Below are 18,313 nucleotides of genomic sequence, written 5' to 3' on the forward strand. Positions count from 1 at the left end.
TTTATTTCGTAGCCTCGTTTTGCGAGTAAGTCTGAAAAATATAAGACTGTGACACCAAATCAAAAAAGTACGTCACACCATATTTTCCAATCAATCCTAATTTGTCTTCTTTAATATCTTTTGCACTCAAGTACAAAATATCATCATATTGTTCGATAAATGCCTCGCTGCGATTTGCCGTCAATAAGATTTTCCGGCCTTTTAACTGACTCATTTGCTCCTGAATGGACTCACTAAAAACACCGGATACAGAAACCACAATAAAAAATTGGTCACCTTCATTGGCTGTTCTAAAATCCATCCCTTCTTCAAACTTCGATGAGACGACTTCGATTAGTTTATGCGCATAAAGCATCTCTTGTTGGAATTTGTCCATTGTACTAGCGGTATTATTCCCACAAACAACATAGACTTGCTCGGACGCACGAATTTGCTGACAAAACGAATCAATGACTTCTTTTGATACCAAAGCAGAGATATCCGATCGCATTTGTAACAATTGTTCATCAAGGATTTTTTTATATTCTTCAAAGCTGTAATAGTCTCTTAAGTGAATATTCGAAGGAAAAGCAATATCAGAAAAGGAATGTTTTAAGTCACTAAAATTCTCATAGCCCAACCGTAACGCATACCGTCGAACCGATGATCTCGACACGTGCACATGGTCTACAATGTCGTTGATGCTCACTTGATCTAGGATTTTAAGATTTTGCAACAAATACTTCGTAATCGCATAGTCACTCGTGTTGTGTTCTTCATTCACAATATGACTCATTAAATTTAAAATACCTAACGTGTTGGCATTCATCTTCCATCCTCCCCTTTTCCCTTAACAATTATTGCGAAGAAGCTTGTTTGTTCTCACGATCGACTTTTCGGTTTAGACTTTCCGAAGCTAAAAACATACAGATGCCATACACAATTAAAAAGATTGGTAAGGTTTCAATGCCAATTTTGGGTGCGACAAAACCAAAGAGTGGTGGCAAAACAACCGATCCGGTATAGGAAACAGCCATCTGAACACCCATCATTTGTTGCGCAACTTCTTGACCAAAGCGTTGCGGCGTATCGTGTAGCATCGCCGGATAAATCGGTGCACAACCAAAACCAATTAAACTAATCCCTAACAAGAGTAACGGATAGCTCTTGGCAAAAAATAAGAGCACGCCACCTAACACAATTAAGACTTGCCCTAATTGGATCAATTGACGATTCGTTAAGCGCATCGAAACAAAACCTGAAACGAAACGTCCAAGCATAATAAAACCAAAAAAGCTCGAAACCGCAATCGCTGCTTTGGCGCCATCAATTCCTTTGGCATGAATCAAATAACTACTTGACCATAAGCCCACCGTTGCCTCGACACCGATGTATAAAAAGAAAGCATACAAGGCCGCACGCACTTTTTTCGATTGAATAAATTTAAAGAAGCGAATTTCTTCAAACGTTGGGTTATCGCTCATTTCCTCTTTCACCGAAATTCGTGGTTCACGTGTTCGCCACATTGGCAATGTCAAAAACAAAACCAGGACAAGTGCAAATTGAATCAAAGCTACGATTAAATAGCCATAGCGCCAAGAAGCATTTTGCGATAAGACGCGCGACATAATTAATGGACTCGTTAACGCCCCGATTCCCCAGAAACTATGCAGCCAATTCATGTGATGTGCTTGATAATGTCGGGCAACATAATCATTCAACCCTGCATCAACTGCACCCGCACCTAGTCCTAACGGAACCGCAGCGAGTAATAGCCACAAGAAGTGCGGTGCAGCATAAAAGCCCAACAGCGCACAAGCTGTCGCTAAAACACTGAACGCTGTTAACTTTCCTGTACCAAAACGACGAATTAATTTTCCACTAAAAAAACTGGAGCCGATTGTGCCAAGTGAAATCGTCATTGAAACAATTCCGGCAAAACTTTGTGGCACACCGAACTCTGGATACATCTCGGGCCAACCAACACCCAACAAGGCATCTGGTAACCCTAAACTAATAAATGTGATATAAATAATTGTTAAAAATAAGACCGCCATGAATGTATACTTCTCCTAAATATCATATTTTATTTCCTATTCATCTTATCATTTGTCCGATTCAAAAACGAGTGAAAGACCCCTTTTTCCATTGATTTATCGGAATCCTGTTTTGTCGATTGCATCCGCCTGCAAAGATAGATAAAATGAAAAGAACAGATGCAATAAAAATAAAATCCGTAAAGGGGCTTTCTATGTTAAATCCAAAAAAAATCATTGCTGACTTGCGCCAATTAGGTGTCAAAGAAGACGATATTATTGTCGTGCATTCCTCTTATAATGGTTTACGTGGCGATCAACAAATCGAAGGTGGACCAGCAGCCGTCATTGAAGCGTTAAAAGAAACGGTCTCAAAAGGCACACTCATTATTCCGACCTTTAGTTATGAAAATGTTCACCCCGAACAACCTGCTTTTAACGTAACGACGACACCTGTTTGTATTGGCATCCTACCTGAAACGATGCGTTTATCAAAAGACGTCATCCGCAGCGTCCATCCAACTCATAGTTTAGCTGTTTGGGGCAAAGATGCGCAAAGTTTTACCGAAAACCACTACAAAGACCATACACCAGTTGGGGTGAACTCACCTTTAAGTGAGGCTTATCGCCGTGGTGGTAAAATCATTATGCTCGGCGCACCGTTTGCTCGCAATACAAGCTTGCATGGTGTCGAAGAAAAAATCTTACCTGACTATTTATTTACGACCAATTATGATTACGACATCACGTTAGAAAATAATGAAAAAATCACGATGCATGTTTTACGTCATGATTTTTCTCGCCACGAACAACGCTATGACCGTGTCTTAAATATCTTAGAAGAGGGCGTCGATTACAAGATCGGTAAAGTCTTAAATGGTCAGACATGTGTCATGAACGCACCGGCCGTTTGGGATAAAGCATTGGTTAAATATAAGGAAGACAGCCATTATTTTGTCGATCCTCAGTAAAAAGTGAAATTCATGAACGGAGCTAGAATGGGCCTGTGACACCAGTCACGGCCTTATTTTTTTCATATGAACATTTGATGGATAAACGGGTGACAAAAGTCTGCTTATCGCAAACTTCACTCAATTCGAGCAATTGAAAGTCCCAATTTTTCGAATTGATCGCCAGTTTCTGAGAGTCAAACGACTTTTGTCACACCTCCAATCCGCTTGTCAGGCTTTTTTGGATTGCAGCAAAACTTTAGAAAAAAACAAAGAATTACTGATACGGTCGTTATGGTTCTAAGCTATAATGAAAGAAAGACATGTAAAGGATTGTGAGCATTTTATGGAAAAAATTGTCGTAGTTGACGATGAAAAAGAAATCGCCCATTTAATAACAACTTTTTTACAAAATGATGGGTTTGACGTCCATACATTTTATGATGGGCAAACAGCTCTTGATTTTATTCAAACAAATGAGGTTTCGCTGGCTGTTTTAGATGTGATGATGCCTGGTTTAGATGGGTTTCAGCTCTTACAAGCCATTCGTCAAAGTTACTTCTTCCCCGTCTTAATGTTAACAGCAAAAGGCGAAGACCTCGATAAAATTACTGGGTTAACGTTAGGCGCCGATGATTATATTACGAAACCATTTAATCCACTTGAAGTCGTCGCTCGTGTAAAAACACAATTGCGTCGCTTCAAACGCTATAATTTTGCGAATCAAGAATCGATTGAAGAGGAACTTTCAAAGGATGGGCTAACGTTAATTAAAAATAGCCATAAAGTCTTTTTGTATGAAAAAGAAATCTTGATTACACCGATTGAATTCAAAATTTTACAATATTTATTTGAAAAACAAGGGACCGTTGTCTCTTCCGAAACGTTATTTGAAGCCGTTTGGCAAGAAAAATACTTAGATAACAACAATACCGTGATGGCACACATCGCTCGCCTACGAGAAAAACTTGGCGAACAACCACGTCAACCAAAATTCATTAAAACCATTTGGGGAGTTGGCTATCTCATTGAAAAATAATAAAAAAATCAATCCCATCATCCAAAAGATATTAATCCAATATTTTTTAACGACCTTGATTCTTTTGCTTATTCTTGGCGGTACGCCTTTGCTGCTTCGACGCATTTTACTACAACGCGTATGGCAGGAAAAAGATTTCTTCTATCCTTTTTTATCTTTTGTAGGGAACAATTTAGTAGCGATTGTCATTGTCGGTGTGTTCATTATTTGGATTATTACCTCGACTTATTTTATGACCAAAATGACCGGTTATTTAAACGAAGTCATCCAAGGGACAAGTCAACTGCTAGACGAGCCTGACAAACGGCTGTATCTTTCCAAAGATTTATTTAACGTTCAAGAAGAAATGAACTTGTTACGCGAGCAAAACAATCACAACCAACGTGCAGCGAAAGAAGCAGAGCAACGTAAAAACGACCTGATTGTTTATTTAGCTCACGACTTGCGCACCCCTTTGACAAGCGTTATCGGCTATTTAACTTTACTACAAGAAGAACCTGACCTTTCGCCGACTGCCAGAGCCCGTTATACAGGAATCGCACTCGATAAAGCGCAACGACTCGAACAACTGATTGGCGAGTTTTTTGAAATTACGCGTTTCAACTTAACCACACTCGTTTTAAATAAAGAGGTCGTTGATTTAAGTCTGATGTTAGAACAAATAAGTTATGAATTCTTACCAATTCTAGCTGAAAAGCATTTATCTTGGCACTTAGCGATTGAAAAAAATTGCCAAGTCACCATTGATGCTGAAAAAATGGAACGCGTCTTTGATAACCTTATCCGTAATGCCATCAATTATAGCTACTCCGATACGACACTTATTCTCAGCCTATCCGTCGATGAACAAATCCAGATTTCCTTGAGTAATCAAGGGCCAACGATTCCACCTGAAAAAATTGAACGCCTTTTCGAACCCTTTTATCGGATGGATACCGCTCGTGGAACGAGTAGTGGTGGTACTGGACTTGGATTGCCGATTGCTAAAGAGATCATTGGGGCATTTGATGGCACGTTAACAGCCACGAGTGAAAACAATACCGTGACCTTTACCATTTGCTTACCAAAAGATACTTAAACCGATTCGTTTCACGTGAAACATTTTGTGGAACAATAAAAAACAACCGAGCACTCACATGAGGGGTCGGTTGTTTTTTTTGATTGTTTAAAATCGAATCGTAAATGAACTGATTTCTGGTGGGACGCGAAAACGGGCATGAATTGTTGCCGTTCCTAAGCCACTGTTTACATATAAAGACGTACCATCAGATAATTGGTACAGACCTTTTTTGTATTTACGAGCATAAGGTGGTGTCGGTGCTTCAATAAAGGGAATATTGATTTGTCCACCATGACTATGCCCGGCTAAGACCAATTGTGTATCCGTATCAATAAATTCATCCGCCACATCTGGTTCATGAGTTAAAATAATCGAATAATCATAGCGTTCACGATACGCTAATACTTCTGCAGAGGATGGATTACCTAATAACGAATCATCCATTCCTCCAATAAATAAGACACCACCATTTGGCATCGTTAACGTCTGTCCACTGTTTCTTAAAACCGTAAAACCACCTTGATTCATCACCGATTCATAGATGCGAGACGCACCACCACCGTAATCATGGTTTCCCCACACCGCATACTTACCGGTTGTTGCTTGCATCGCAGCTAGTGCCGCAACGACTTCTTCGACGGGTGCATATTGTGCATAGTTATCAAATAAGTCACCTGTAAAAACAAGAATATCTGCTTGTTCTTGATTGACTTTGCGGACAATTTTATCCAAACGTTTTTCTGAATAGGCTTCAGATAATTGAATATCTGAAACTTGAACGACCTTCATCTGATTTTCCTTTGTTCCTTGTTCAAAGGTCATGTGATTGACTTTTACAAAACTTGGTTCGATTTTAAAAGCATACACAGGAATCAATACGAGGGTCAATACTGCGACTAACATTAGCCATTTTATCATTTTCATTTTAAACCCTCTTTCTAAAAAATAACTCTACTTATCATAGATTGAGGCGACACGTTTCGCTAGCACATCAGCAGATATTTAGAGAAAACTTAGAACTTAAAGCAAAGAATATCGATCAATTTGCAACGAAGTATGATTTTCTTGCAACAAAGCAAAAAGGACGAGCCCTTTTGAATCGGACTTGCTATTCTTAGGTCAGAAAGAAACACACAGCAACAAACACATACAAACATTGTCGTCCGTCACATTCAGTCAAACCATAAAGGAGAACACTTATCATGAAAAAAATCCAACAAACATTCACACAAACAACACTCGGTTCAATTATCTGGATTGCAATTTTAACAACGATCTTCGACTTCCCAGAAATGACGATTTTAAAAGTCGTTGCACTTGGTCTTATCGCTGGACTGGTTTTCGGAATTGCTTATCCCATGTTATGGCAACATGCCTCTTTCAAAACAAGAACGAAATTAACCACGAGCGTGCTACTCAATACAGTTGCTGGAAGCTTGGCTGTCTACATTGTTTCACCATTAATGTTCCACTGGTTGCAACCGGCGCTAATCGGTATTTTCGTATTAACCGTCTGTCTGCACCTTGTTGGCCTTTCTCTCTACATGCGCTTTGAAAAACGTCTGATCAAATAAAATCAGCCCCTTTTAAGGAAAGAGACGTGCGCTTTTACATGCATTACGCTACACTGAAAGCATCAATAAAAAACACTTGCTATTGTACAGTAAAAAGGAGCGAAACATGAAAATCACGTATCAATGGGACCCTTTACAACCCTTAAATGAAGTAAATATTATTGCGAACGAAAAAAATCAAGCCGAAGTCGAGAAAATATCGAAACATTTGAACACTGTTACCAACCTGTCCGTTATCAATCCAACCAATGATCGAAAATTATTACTTCCTTTAACCGAGATTGAATGCTTTGAATCCTTTGGACATTTATGCAAAGTTTTCACGAAAGAACAAGACGTGTATCTCATTCAAAAACGGTTAAAGGAAATCCCTAAAATGAACTTGCATCATTTTCAGCAAATTAATAACGCGACGATTTTAAATATCGCCATGATTCAATCGTTTCATTCCGGCGAACACGCCCGTTTAGAAGTACATACAACAACCAATCAATCGTATATCGTCAGTCGCCACTATGCCAAGCAAATAAAGGAGAAATTACAATGATCAATGAATTAAAAAATAACTTTACGCAAACAACAGTCGGTTCGATTATCTGGATCGCTATCTTAGCAACCATTTTTAACTTCCAAGAAACAACACCACTCCACCCTATCTGGACAGTGATTGCCATCGGCTGTATCTTCGGCTTCATCTTTGGAGTGATTTATCCCTTTTTATGGAATTATTCAACTTTTAAAGCAAGTATCAACATTGCCATTAGCACCGTGCTCAATACAATCGGCGGTACGTTAGCCGTTTATCTTTTCTCCCCAACAATGTTCAACTTTATCAAACCCTACATCATCGGGATTGTGCTTCTAACATTAATTGGCCATACGCTAGGATTTTATGCATATTCAAAAATGGAGAATCGAAAATTAGCAGCGGAACTCAATCAGAAAATATAAAAAAACAATCACCTGAAACGACTCTTTGGAAGTCGGTCAGGTGATTCTTTTTTATTTTTGTTTTTCAAAAGCTTCTTTGATGACTTCATCAGGGAAATAAATCACATAACCTCGGTCATCATACACATGTAGAATAATCCCATTTTGCGGGTGAATGAGATAAACACTTGGGTAATCTGCTTCTTTGGTTGTTTTAAATCGCGGTTTACGGTTTAGGAAATCTTGATTCAGCAAACAAACAATCAACTTAGACCAATCAATATTTTGGCTGATTGTTGTCAAAATCAACTGCTCTCCTTCTCCCTTGTGATAATCGCTTTGATGACTACTAAAAATAACTGATTTTCTTTGCTTGATAATTTTCCGAACAAATCCATGGTGCTTCCCGTTTACGGTCTGGGAAGCAGTGTCAATGACGATGATAACTTCTTGATTTCCAGGAAATAATTGGTTTATAACCACACTTACTTCCTTTCTAGCCGATGAAAACATCGTTTCATTGTATTCGCCATTTTCTAAGAATTGATATTGATCTTTAGCTAAATCAAATAACTCAAACAGCGGATCATTTTTCCACATTTGTGGCTCAAGTGCCATTCCCCCATAGCAATCTTGCATTATTTGATCTAAATTCATGAACCTTCCTCCATTTTCAGCTCCAGAAAAACGACATTAACCCCACTCGAGTCCTTTTGCTTTAATTTTTGCTTGCTCAAGAATCATTTTAGCCGTAATCACGTCTTGCGCCGCTATGCCAACCGATTTGAAAAAGATGATTTCTTGGTCATTTTCTCGCCCAACCAGTGTACCGTTAATGACTTCACCGATATCGCCTGTAAACTGCTCTTTTGTAATCGTTTGGTCTGCTAAGGGAATCAATAAATCGCCGCTTTCTGATAACACTGCTTCTTCGGAATCAAAATAGATCTTTTGACTACGAACGAGCAACGATGCTGGAATTTCTTGCATCTGTGGCTGATACGACCCAACACCACTAACTGTCGCACCGGCTTTCACTAATTCCCCATCAAACACCGGACTGGTTGCCGTCGTTGCAACGATAATTAAATCGGCATCTGTAATCGCTTCATTCGCCTCTTCAACAGCCATAATCTTCACACCATAATGATGCAATTTTTGCTTCATCTCAGTGACAAATTTTTGGGTTTTCTCAAAATCACGCCCTGCCACTTGGACTTCCTCAAGTGATCTGGCAATCAGCATCGCTTCTAATTGTGCCGCTGCTTGAGCTCCGGTCCCAATTAACGCCCCTTTTCGGCAGTCTTTTTTGGCTAATTGTTCAAAAGCCACACCTGACGCTGCCCCTGTTCGTAATTCTGTAATGTACGTCCCGTCTAACATTCCGGTAATGGCTCCTGTTTCGTTATCTAGAACAAGGACCTGTCCGTTAATGGTCGGTAACCCTTTTCGGCTATTTTCCGGAAACATCCCTAAAATTTTAATACTTGAAGCGGATTCCTCGCTACAATAAGCGGGCATATAAATAAAGGTGCCTTTGCCGTTTTCTGTCCCAATTTGCGTTCGTAATGGCACTTCAACTTTTCCTTCTGAATATAAACGAAAAGCTTTTTCGACTGCTGTCATAGTCTCTTTTAATGTAAAAAATTCTTGAATGTCTTCTCTTGAAAGTAGTAACATGCTTTTTCTCCTTCTTTACTGCTCGATTCTCTTTTTTCATTATAACAAAAAAGCTTATTCAACAAGCAAATACTTGTCAAATAAGCTTACGTTCTAAATACTCCAGTCTAAAATCGGCCCAAATGGCACGATGCGATTTGGATTAATCGTTGGATGACTGCCATAATAGTGGTGTTTAATATGGTAGAAATTGACCGTTTCTTTAATTCCTGGATAATTGTAGAGCTCTCTTGTGTAGCGCCATAAGTTTGGGTATTCTCTTAACTCACGAAGATTGCATTTAAAATGCCCATAATAAGCGGAATCAAAACGAACCAACGTCATGAATAAGCGCCAATCGGCTTCGGTTAACTGCTCACCAACTAAATATTTACGAGTACTCAAATGTGCTTCTAATTCATCTAACACACCGAATAACTTTTGAACTTCTTCTTCATACACTGCTTGTTCTGTCGCAAATCCAGCTTTATAAACCCCGTTATTCACGCCATGATAGACCTTGTCGTTCATCGCATCGATTTCTTCACGTAAGTTTTCTGGATAGTAATCCCCCAGCGTCGCACCAACTTCATCAAAAGCGGAATTGAGCATACGCATAATTTCAGAAGATTCATTGTTAACAATCTTACCGGTTTTTTTGTCATACAAAACAGGAACGGTTACACGACCACTATAATTTGGTTCGGCGTGTGTGTACACTTGATGCAGATATTCAGCATTTAATATCGGATCGGGAATGACCCCCTCGCCCGGCTCAAACGTCCAACCATTTTCAAGCATATAAGGATGCACAACCGATAATGAAATCATCTCTTCTAAGCCTTTTAATTTACGCATGACTAACGCACGACTTGCCCACGGACAAGCATAAGAAATATATAAATGGTAACGATTTGGTTCGGCTTTAAAGCCACCTTCACCAGTCGGTCCTGCACTTCCATCTGCCGTTACCCAATTACGAAATTGTGAATCTTTACGAACAAAGTGTCCACCTGTGCTTTTCGTATCGTACCACTGGTCATGCCACTTACCTTCTACTAATAGTCCCATTTCTTTTACCCCTTTCAAAAAACTTGATGCTTCTATTATAAATGAGAAAAGAGCATTAGGCGAATGGGAAGCTTAGTGGGTTATAAGCTAAGTCGTTCAAGTTGTTTTCAAAAAAACTCAGCTACTTAATGGATTCATCCATCAAGTAGCTGAGTTTTTACTACAATTTAAATTTTCGCCCATTTTTTTGATAGGCAACGACTAAGGTCCCATGAATCCCAGCCATACCAAGCCGGTTCGTTAATCGTATCAATGTTCAATTTATAGGTCCAAAAGAAATGACCCTCACCGATATTCCAAGTTGCAACTGATTTTTGCCACAATTGTTGATACGCTTCAACTAACTCGCTTGTCGCTAAACGATTATTTGCCTCAAATGTTTGTTGCGTAGGATTAATGCCTCCTTGCGTATCGACCCCAGCTGTGTAGGAGTTAAACAATGACCACTCACCAACAAAAACGGGTATATACGCTGCAACCTCTGCCAGCTCTTTTCCAAGGCCATCTAAATAAGTTAAGTAAGATTCGACTGCTTGTTTCGTTCCTTCCATTTCAGCAAACATTAAATATTGATGGGTATCAAGCATAACATTTTCAAAAGAACCACTTTCAAAGAAATCTTTCCAAGCGTGTAACTCAAAAGCATCATGAAAGGCAATGACTGTTTCAGGCAATAAAATCACTCTTAATTGTTTGTAAGCTTCACGATAAAATTGCTGTAAAAAAGACATGGTTAGTGGGCGACTTCCTTCTGCCATTTTAACGTCTCGTGCTTGATAACGATCGAGTGGACGCATAATTTCCCACATTTTTTCTGTAATCGGTTCATTAATTGGCTGAATACCCCAAAGCGCTGGATGATTTTTATATCTAGTAGCCAGACTCGTTAGAACGGAAAGAACAAATGTCACGTCCGTCTCCTCTTGTCCCCATTTACAGACACCTGAAATCCCGCCATTATCAAAACCATTTTGGCTTCCTGGAACGGTATGTAAATCAAGCAAAATACGAATATCATAGGCTTGTGCCCAATTAAAAGCACGGTCTAAATACTCAATCCCTCCGACAAATGGTGGTCGATCACCAAAGATAAAATACGGAACAGGTATCCGGATAAAGTTAATCCCTTCTGCCTGCATTCGAATGAAATCCGCTTCTGTCATAAATTCTGCCCGATGCGTATTGATTCGCGCTTCATAGGCTTCTTTCGATAGATCATGTGCCAAATAATATTCATCATCTGCTGGCGTATCGATAAATAATTCAGGTGTCATCCATTTTTCTAGCACGAGCCATCCACCCAGATTGACGCCTTTTATTTTTGTTGTCATTGTCATTACTCCCGTTCTGTTATTGATTTTTTCTCTGATTTAAATCAGCAACCATGCCTTCAAATTCACCGTCTAGTTTATAGAAAAATAATACTAATAAAATCACCATGTTAATTGCGATTGGCAACACCCAGAAAACAAAGTTAATACTGATAAGCGCTTGTGCCGACTGTACTGTTGCTTGGCCTGCATAACCTCCTAATGAAAGAATCACTCCCAGTAAAGCCGATCCTAAACCATTTCCAACTTTATAGCCGAAACTGCTTGCACTGTTCGTCAATCCTTCCATTCGCAATCCAGTCTTCCACTCGCCATAGTCAACCGTGTCAGAAACCATCGCCCACATCACCGCTCCTGAAAAAGCGCCTCCAATTCCACGCACGATACTTGAAGCATAAATCCCAAAGATCGAACCACCCAGCACCACAATTAAAACGGTTCCAATTGATTGGATAATTAAACCAATTCCCATTGAATTTCGCTTACCTAAACGTTTGACGAATGGTGCGACTAAAAACATACTTACAATCTGCGCGATATTCATTAATGAATTAATCATTTGTGCAATCTGGTTGTTTCCTAAAATACTTTTTGCATAATAAACGGTTGAACCTGTCGTTAATGCCATGTTAATAAATAGTAACATTAAAATGCCCGTGACCATCATCCAATATTTATTTTTGAAAAGCGCCTGAATGCCTTCTTTAAATGAAATCTCTGTCGATTCTTCATTAATTGGTTTTACACGCTCTTTTGTACCAAAAAAGTTAATCATAAAAGCCAAAACAGCAAAGACACCAAAGATACTAAATGTTTTGGTCCACGCACTCGCATCATCACCAAAATAATTGACGAGTGTTAAGGTATAAGAGTTAATAATGAGTGTCCCTAAAGTCGCAAGCAAATTGCGGAAGATACTGAGAACACTGCGTTCATATGGATCTTGCGTCATTAGCGCATTTAATGATGAATAAGGCACATTGATTGCCGTATACAACACACTTGATACCAAATTATACGTTAAGAAAACATAAATGAGTTTCCACGTGCTCTCCCATTGGGTTGGTACAGAAAAGAGCAACACACCTGCAACCCCGAAAGGTATCGCCATTCTTAAAATCCACGGACGCGCTTTTCCATACTTCGTCTTCGTTCGATCCACAATCATCCCCATCGCAACATCCGTCAGGCCATCTAAAAATCTTGAAATCAACATAATAAACCCGACAGCTGCTGCATTTACGCCCGCGTAATCGGTGTAATAAAACAATAGATAAGTGGTCATGGCTGTATAAATAATATTACAGCCAAAGTCACCAAATCCATAAGCAATGCGTTCAAGTACCCCTACTTTTGTTGTGTCTTGTAACTCCATTTGATTCTCCATTGATTGTACCTCCGTTTTTTATTTTGATTCGACTTTGTAGTAAGAAAAATCAGCATAAGAATCCCGTTGATGGGCATCGACTGAACCTATAAAATTAAATAACCCCGTAAAACCACCAATCTCTCCTGGCTCGCCATTCACGCCCTCGTCTGACAAATAACTAACATCGATTTTGTGCCCTAATCGCATCCATTCCTCTTCATCAAATAAGCGATATAAGAAACCAGCTTGCCCGTTTTCATAGATGATTTTTAGTGATACTTCTCCTGTTGGAATCGTTATTCTCAAATACGGAGATTCAATTCTTTTACCATGTTTCGCTTGTAATAGTGTTAAAACAGGAACGTTTTTTTCTTCAGAATAAGTGACATGAAGATAAATCCAATTATTCGAATCATAATACAGACCGAGCCCTGCTGTTTCAGAGTAGTGATCGGGTTGAAAAACGACGCGTGTTTCGACTGAATAGTCGAATGCTGTCGCTCGTGTAGCCATAATTGCCGGATTCATTTGTGAAAATAAGGAATCTGCGCCATGAATTCTTAAATGTCCAGGATTCTCAGTCGTATTGACCCAAGTACTTTCTTGATTACGATAGGGTGTCATAAAACGTAAATGATAAGACGCATTAAATGAATCGAAAACATCATGATTGATTGGCGCTAGTATTTCGTGATTCGTTATGGCTTCTGTTGTCATTTTGGCGAGGTTGCTACCATCTTTCATTTCTAACCAATCGTCGGCTGTCCATGTCATCTTTTGGATCGATGTTTCTCTTCCTAAAGGATTGAGCAATGTATTTTCTAACGGACGTGACATTAAATGTGGCATGTACCATTCGCCATTTGGTGTTTCTACAAGTGAAGCATGACCCGCTTTTTGCATGATTGATTCTGGATTATAACGATCAAACCGCCCGGCATCTGGATCACCTAATGAAAACAAATGACGTGGGGAGGACGTAATGATTGGTTCCCCAGAAGGATGTGGCGTATAAGGTCCAAAAATATTTTTCGAACGTCCGATTTCTACCCCATGTGCATAACCGGTCCCTCCTGCGGCGATAACTAAATAATAATACGCCTTACGTTTATAAATTTGTGGCGCTTCTGCGCAACCACGTGTCGTGAAGCCATGATTTATACGATGCCATTTCCCAATAATACCGCCTTTTGCTAAATTCACTTCTGCAATGACAATATGACCTGGGGCTTGATATCCTTCTCTTGTCTCCCATTCTAAGATGGCGACATATTTCTTACCGTCATCATCATGATAAATTGCCGGATCAAATCCAATAGAAGTCAGATAGATCGACTCCGACCATGGGCCATGGATGCTATCTGCAGACATGGCATACGAATCCGAATTAAATTCTCGTCCAGCCATGTTCACCATATGTGAATAGGCCAACCAATATTTCTTAGACTCCTTGTCGTAAGATAAATGTGGAGCCCAAATACCTGCCGGTGTGTTCGTCCCCCTCAAATCGACTTCACCTTTTTTTAAGACATAATCAATCAATGTCCAATTCGCCAAATCGGTTGATTGAAAAATTTGAATGGCTGGATTCCAATGAAATGTTGATGTTGCAAGATAATAGACATCTCCTACTCGAATAATCGACGGATCCGGAGCCATTCCGGGAATAATTGGATTTTGAATCATCGCTCATTACTTCCTTTCTCTTTTTATGTATTTTTTGTTTTTGTAACCACTTTCATCACGCCTTCATCTTAAGAGAATTTCGCACAAAGTGACATATCATAATTCAGCAAACTTTTACCATAATCCGTAAATGACTTTTAAATCACTGAGCAAGTCCTGCTTTTTAACGACAAAAAAAGCCTCGCTACTTTTCATCTGAATGTAGAAGGCTTCGTTGTTAGATTTTATTTTCTTGTCGGTATTGTTTCGGTGATTGTCCGCTCCAATTTTTAAACTGGCGTGAAAAATGCGACACATTTTGATAACCAATGACATCGGATATATCACTAATTGAAAGACTTGGTTGGATTAAGAGTGCCTTGGCTTCATTGTATCGAAGTTGATCGAGGTAATGTTTCGGACTCACTGAATAGACTTTTTTAAATTCTTTTAGCATGGTACTTTCACTGATACCTAATGACTCGGCAATTTGATGCAACGATAAATAACCACGATTGGCATCAATTGGCGCTTTTCGGAATTGACGAAAGTTTTCTTGTAAACTGGCTGCAATTTCTGTTGCCAAGAGCAAAGTGGCATTATTTGATTTTTTGACATTTTGCTCCGCATGTTCGGCATAATCCAATAAATGAATGATTAATTCGATCATCAATCTTTGAATATTTAGCTTTTCTTTCAAATCAAAGTTTCCAACATTTAAAATCTCAATATAACTTTCTAATACTGCAAGTAATTGAGGATATGCTTGATTGTTTTTATTTAAAAATAAAGGACAGTACATTAATAATTTTTGTTGAATGATTGGGTCATCAATATCAAAATGAATACAGAAATAAGTCATTCCTTCTTTTGAGATACACTGATTTTCATGAGCTAAACCCGGAAAGATTAAAATCAAATCTCCAACTGTAAAATCATAAGAAGTGCCATTCAAAATCGTCCGTTGTGTGCCTGACAAAACATAATTAATTTCAAAAGCAAAGTGCGTTTCTCGTTCCGCTTTCCATAGATAGGGAACGGTTTGCTGGTGTCCTCCAAATAATTTAATATTCGTATAAATATTTGGTGTATGGACAAGAGATTTTAACCAATCAGGCGTGATATTCAACGTCATCGCTCCTCTTCTTTCATTCACTGCTATCTTACGCTCTTTCATTCCAACAGGCAATACAGACCTCGGAAATTCTGACAATCTCCCCTAACTTTGACTTTTCTATGAAACTTTCCTGTAAAGTTTGACGAAGTCTTGCAACAAGAAGTACTATTAAGTTGTTAGGGAAACGAAAGGAATTTAAATAAATGTTAGAACTTAAAGATATTAAAAAGCATTATACCGTTGGTGAAACGGTCACAAAAGCACTCGATGGCGTTTCTGTCGCTTTTCGAAAAACGGAATTTGTTTCGATTTTAGGAACGAGTGGTTCGGGTAAAACAACCCTTTTAAATATCATTGGTGGTCTGGATAATTATGATTCGGGGGACTTAATTATTAATGGGACATCAACAAAATCATTTAAAGATAGTGATTGGGACGCTTATCGTAACAACTCGATTGGGTTTATTTTCCAAAGCTATAACTTAATTACCCACCTTGGCATTATTGATAACGTCGAACTTGGGATGACCTTAAGCGGGATTTCAAAAGAAGAACGGAAACAAAAAGCGATGGATGCCTTGATTCGTGTCGGTCTAAAAGACCATATGCACAAAAAACCGAATCAACTTTCTGGTGGTCAAATGCAACGGGTTGCGATTGCCCGTGCCTTAGCCAATGATCCGGATATCTTACTTTGTGATGAACCAACTGGCGCACTCGATTCTGAAACAAGCGTCCAAATTATGGAATTAATCAAGGGGCTTTCAAATGAAAAGCTCGTGATTATGGTGACGCATAACCCAGAATTGGCTCATGAGTATGCCAATCGGATTATCGAAGTCTCCGATGGAAAAGTGAAATCGGATTCGAATCCACATATCGAAGGTCAAAAAGGCGATCAATTTGAATTCAAACGGACGAAAATGTCTTTTGCGACCGCTTTGCGTTTATCGTTCAATAATATTCGGACAAAAAAAGGGCGGACGTTCTTAACGGCTTTCGCTTCTAGTATTGGGATTATTAGTATTGCGGTGGTTTTATCGCTTTCTACTGGTTTCCAAACACAAATTAATGACACCCAATCAAAAACGTTGGCGCAATTTCCAGTAACGATTTCGCAAGTCGCCGCTGAATTAACCGCGATGGAGCATCCGACATCCAAAGATACAGACTTCCCAGACAGCGATTATTTTACTGTTGAAAAAGGGCAAGAAGATTCCGTCCAACATTTCAATAAAATCGATCAAGAATTAATGGATTACATCAATGAGTTAGATCCAAAATTAAGTCAAAACATTGGCTTTAGTCGTGCAACAGGCATGAATCTGATTCGAAAAGTTGACTCGACCGTCGAAGCCGTGCGCTTTTCAAATGAATCGGCAACGACAACAGGCATGTCTGCGATGAACGCATCGATGGGTGTGGGTGTATCGACTTTCCCAAGAGAACTCGTTGAAAATGAAGAAAGCTTTTTACAACAGAATTATCAATTACTGGCTGGTAACTATCCAAAAGAAGCGACTGATATCGTTTTAGTTGTCGATAAAAACAACAAAACCAATATTAATGCTTTAAAAAATCTTGGATTTGATGTCAAAGAAGGTGAAAAAATCAATTTTGAGGACTTCATCGGTACAACCATTCAGCTAGTCAATAACGATAACTATTACACAAAAGTACCAACTGGCAACTTTTTACCTTCTGAAGTCAATCAAGAGATGTATGACAATCCGGATAACAAAACATTAACCATTACGAGTGTTTTACGTGTCCAATCCGATGCGACGATGGATTTACTGGCTCCAGGGATTGCTTACAGTGATACCTTAGCTGAAATGATTATTGAGGAAAATAAAAACTCTGAAATTGTTCAAGCACAAAAGAACAGCGAAACCAACGTCATGACGAACGAACCGTTAGATGACTTTTCGAAAGAACAATTGATTGGCTACTTAGGTGGCGCAAGTTTCCCAACCAACATTTATATTTATCCGAACAACTTTGAAGCAAAAGAAGACGTGCTTGCTTATTTAGATGAGTACAACGAAGGGAAATCGAAAGAAGACAAAATTATTTATACCGATTTGGCTGGCACAATGACTAGTTTAACCGGTGGGATTATGGACGCGATTACTTATGTCTTAATCGCTTTTGCTGGTATTTCTCTTGTCACAAGTATGATTATGATTAGTATCATTACTTATACTTCCGTCATTGAAAGAACTAAAGAAATTGGTGTATTAAAAGCTTTAGGTGCACGTAAAAAAGATATCACTCGTGTCTTTGATGCTGAAACCTTTATTTTAGGTGTCGCTTCAGGCTCGCTAGGTGTGATTATTGCTTGGCTACTGACCTTCCCAATTAATGCCTTGCTATACAGCATGACCGATTTAAAAAATGTGGCCCATTTAAATCCTGTACACGCGATTACCTTAATTATCGTCAGCACTGTTTTAACCATTATCGGTGGGCACATGCCTGCACGAATGGCAGCGAAAAAAGACGCGGCGATTGCGTTACGATCAGAATAATC

The 18,313-nt window shown here is 39.1% G+C and carries 17 protein-coding genes; 7 read left to right on the top strand and 10 right to left on the bottom strand.

Features of this window, described 5'->3' with window-relative positions:
* Position 1 precedes the first annotated feature (1 nt).
* Both IEV09_RS04135 and IEV09_RS04140 read right to left on the bottom strand, forming a co-directional pair.
* Positions 2–808 carry a MurR/RpiR family transcriptional regulator gene (locus tag IEV09_RS04135; protein ID WP_188367015.1) on the bottom strand — a complete coding sequence of 269 codons (807 nt, stop codon included), beginning with the start codon at positions 806–808 and terminating at the stop codon, positions 2–4.
* Between the two features lie 28 nt (positions 809–836).
* The gene (locus IEV09_RS04140) at positions 837–2,036 is read right to left on the bottom strand and encodes an MFS transporter (RefSeq protein WP_188367016.1); all 1,200 of its coding nucleotides are present in this window, start codon (positions 2,034–2,036) and stop codon (positions 837–839) included.
* Between the two features lie 194 nt (positions 2,037–2,230).
* Here IEV09_RS04140 and IEV09_RS04145 point away from each other — a divergent pair, with 194 nt between their 5' ends.
* The 3 genes from IEV09_RS04145 (at position 2,231) to vanS (ending at position 5,082) form a co-directional block, all read left to right on the top strand.
* Positions 2,231–2,986 carry an AAC(3) family N-acetyltransferase gene (locus tag IEV09_RS04145; protein WP_188367017.1) on the top strand — a complete coding sequence of 252 codons (756 nt, stop codon included), beginning with the start codon at positions 2,231–2,233 and terminating at the stop codon, positions 2,984–2,986.
* A 325-nt stretch (positions 2,987–3,311) separates the two neighbouring features.
* Positions 3,312–4,004 (top strand): VanR-ABDEGLN family response regulator transcription factor, encoded by a 693-nt coding sequence (gene vanR, locus IEV09_RS04150; protein WP_188367018.1) that lies wholly within the window; start codon positions 3,312–3,314, stop codon positions 4,002–4,004.
* Positions 3,994–5,082 (top strand): vancomycin resistance histidine kinase VanS, encoded by a 1,089-nt coding sequence (gene vanS / locus IEV09_RS04155; RefSeq protein ID WP_245329618.1) that lies wholly within the window; start codon positions 3,994–3,996, stop codon positions 5,080–5,082. The genes vanR and vanS overlap by 11 nt, the downstream gene beginning before the upstream one ends.
* 87 nt (positions 5,083–5,169) lie before the next feature.
* On the opposite strand, the gene IEV09_RS04160 is transcribed toward vanS, so the two are convergent.
* Positions 5,170–5,982 (bottom strand): metallophosphoesterase, encoded by an 813-nt coding sequence (locus IEV09_RS04160; RefSeq protein ID WP_188367100.1) that lies wholly within the window; start codon positions 5,980–5,982, stop codon positions 5,170–5,172.
* A 284-nt stretch (positions 5,983–6,266) separates the two neighbouring features.
* Here IEV09_RS04160 and IEV09_RS04165 point away from each other — a divergent pair, with 284 nt between their 5' ends.
* The 3 genes from IEV09_RS04165 to IEV09_RS04175 all read left to right on the top strand — a co-directional run bounded on the left by IEV09_RS04165 (position 6,267) and on the right by IEV09_RS04175 (position 7,589).
* Positions 6,267–6,638: a hypothetical protein gene (locus tag IEV09_RS04165; RefSeq protein ID WP_188367019.1), complete on the top strand. Its 372-nt coding sequence runs from the start codon at positions 6,267–6,269 to the stop codon at positions 6,636–6,638.
* A 106-nt stretch (positions 6,639–6,744) separates the two neighbouring features.
* On the top strand, positions 6,745–7,185 hold the full coding sequence (locus tag IEV09_RS04170) for a LytTR family DNA-binding domain-containing protein (protein ID WP_188367020.1): 441 nt from the start codon (positions 6,745–6,747) through the stop codon (positions 7,183–7,185).
* Positions 7,182–7,589 carry a hypothetical protein gene (locus IEV09_RS04175; RefSeq protein ID WP_188367021.1) on the top strand — a complete coding sequence of 136 codons (408 nt, stop codon included), beginning with the start codon at positions 7,182–7,184 and terminating at the stop codon, positions 7,587–7,589. The genes IEV09_RS04170 and IEV09_RS04175 overlap by 4 nt, the downstream gene beginning before the upstream one ends.
* Before the next feature lie 51 nt (positions 7,590–7,640).
* On the opposite strand, the gene IEV09_RS04180 is transcribed toward IEV09_RS04175, so the two are convergent.
* The 7 genes from IEV09_RS04180 to IEV09_RS04210 all read right to left on the bottom strand — a co-directional run bounded on the left by IEV09_RS04180 (position 7,641) and on the right by IEV09_RS04210 (position 15,852).
* Complete coding sequence (locus IEV09_RS04180) at positions 7,641–8,225, bottom strand: DUF3885 domain-containing protein (RefSeq protein WP_188367022.1); 585 nt, start codon at positions 8,223–8,225, stop codon at positions 7,641–7,643.
* Positions 8,226–8,261: 36 nt separating this feature from the next.
* Positions 8,262–9,248, bottom strand: coding sequence for an ornithine cyclodeaminase family protein (locus tag IEV09_RS04185; RefSeq protein WP_188367023.1), 987 nt, complete (start codon positions 9,246–9,248; stop codon positions 8,262–8,264).
* A gap of 93 nt (positions 9,249–9,341) precedes the next feature.
* The gene (locus IEV09_RS04190) at positions 9,342–10,298 is read right to left on the bottom strand and encodes a glutathione S-transferase family protein (RefSeq protein WP_188367024.1); all 957 of its coding nucleotides are present in this window, start codon (positions 10,296–10,298) and stop codon (positions 9,342–9,344) included.
* 167 nt (positions 10,299–10,465) lie between these two features.
* A complete protein-coding gene (locus IEV09_RS04195; protein WP_188367025.1) occupies positions 10,466–11,629 on the bottom strand; it encodes a glycoside hydrolase family 5 protein in 1,164 nt (387 codons plus the stop codon).
* A 19-nt stretch (positions 11,630–11,648) separates the two neighbouring features.
* Complete coding sequence (locus IEV09_RS04200) at positions 11,649–13,016, bottom strand: MFS transporter (protein WP_188367026.1); 1,368 nt, start codon at positions 13,014–13,016, stop codon at positions 11,649–11,651.
* Between the two features lie 18 nt (positions 13,017–13,034).
* Entirely contained in the window at positions 13,035–14,684 is a 1,650-nt protein-coding gene (locus IEV09_RS04205; protein WP_188367027.1) for a glycoside hydrolase family 43 protein, read from the bottom strand.
* Positions 14,685–14,901: 217 nt separating this feature from the next.
* Positions 14,902–15,852: a helix-turn-helix domain-containing protein gene (locus tag IEV09_RS04210; protein ID WP_229731661.1), complete on the bottom strand. Its 951-nt coding sequence runs from the start codon at positions 15,850–15,852 to the stop codon at positions 14,902–14,904.
* Positions 15,853–15,983: 131 nt separating this feature from the next.
* On the opposite strand from IEV09_RS04210, the gene IEV09_RS04215 reads away from it, so the two are divergent.
* Positions 15,984–18,311: an ABC transporter ATP-binding protein/permease gene (locus IEV09_RS04215; protein ID WP_188367028.1), complete on the top strand. Its 2,328-nt coding sequence runs from the start codon at positions 15,984–15,986 to the stop codon at positions 18,309–18,311.
* Positions 18,312–18,313 lie beyond the last annotated feature (2 nt).

The sequence above is a fragment of the Enterococcus alcedinis genome, assembly GCF_014635985.1.
Lineage (GTDB): Bacteria > Bacillota > Bacilli > Lactobacillales > Enterococcaceae > Enterococcus_I > Enterococcus_I alcedinis.

What these genes read in the sequence shown, in the direction of transcription:
- IEV09_RS04135 (WP_188367015.1), bottom strand. Translation starts at nt 808, where the DNA reads ATGAATGCCAACACGTTAGGTATTTTAAATTTAATGAGTCATATTGTG.
- IEV09_RS04140 (WP_188367016.1), bottom strand. Translation starts at nt 2,036, where the DNA reads ATGGCGGTCTTATTTTTAACAATTATTTATATCACATTTATTAGTTTA.
- IEV09_RS04145 (WP_188367017.1), top strand. Translation starts at nt 2,231, where the DNA reads ATGTTAAATCCAAAAAAAATCATTGCTGACTTGCGCCAATTAGGTGTC.
- vanR (WP_188367018.1), top strand. Translation starts at nt 3,312, where the DNA reads ATGGAAAAAATTGTCGTAGTTGACGATGAAAAAGAAATCGCCCATTTA.
- IEV09_RS04160 (WP_188367100.1), bottom strand. Translation starts at nt 5,982, where the DNA reads ATGATAAAATGGCTAATGTTAGTCGCAGTATTGACCCTCGTATTGATT.
- IEV09_RS04165 (WP_188367019.1), top strand. Translation starts at nt 6,267, where the DNA reads ATGAAAAAAATCCAACAAACATTCACACAAACAACACTCGGTTCAATT.
- IEV09_RS04170 (WP_188367020.1), top strand. Translation starts at nt 6,745, where the DNA reads ATGAAAATCACGTATCAATGGGACCCTTTACAACCCTTAAATGAAGTA.
- IEV09_RS04175 (WP_188367021.1), top strand. Translation starts at nt 7,182, where the DNA reads ATGATCAATGAATTAAAAAATAACTTTACGCAAACAACAGTCGGTTCG.
- IEV09_RS04180 (WP_188367022.1), bottom strand. Translation starts at nt 8,225, where the DNA reads ATGAATTTAGATCAAATAATGCAAGATTGCTATGGGGGAATGGCACTT.
- IEV09_RS04185 (WP_188367023.1), bottom strand. Translation starts at nt 9,248, where the DNA reads ATGTTACTACTTTCAAGAGAAGACATTCAAGAATTTTTTACATTAAAA.
- IEV09_RS04190 (WP_188367024.1), bottom strand. Translation starts at nt 10,298, where the DNA reads ATGGGACTATTAGTAGAAGGTAAGTGGCATGACCAGTGGTACGATACG.
- IEV09_RS04195 (WP_188367025.1), bottom strand. Translation starts at nt 11,629, where the DNA reads ATGACAACAAAAATAAAAGGCGTCAATCTGGGTGGATGGCTCGTGCTA.
- IEV09_RS04200 (WP_188367026.1), bottom strand. Translation starts at nt 13,016, where the DNA reads ATGGAGAATCAAATGGAGTTACAAGACACAACAAAAGTAGGGGTACTT.
- IEV09_RS04205 (WP_188367027.1), bottom strand. Translation starts at nt 14,684, where the DNA reads ATGATTCAAAATCCAATTATTCCCGGAATGGCTCCGGATCCGTCGATT.
- IEV09_RS04215 (WP_188367028.1), top strand. Translation starts at nt 15,984, where the DNA reads ATGTTAGAACTTAAAGATATTAAAAAGCATTATACCGTTGGTGAAACG.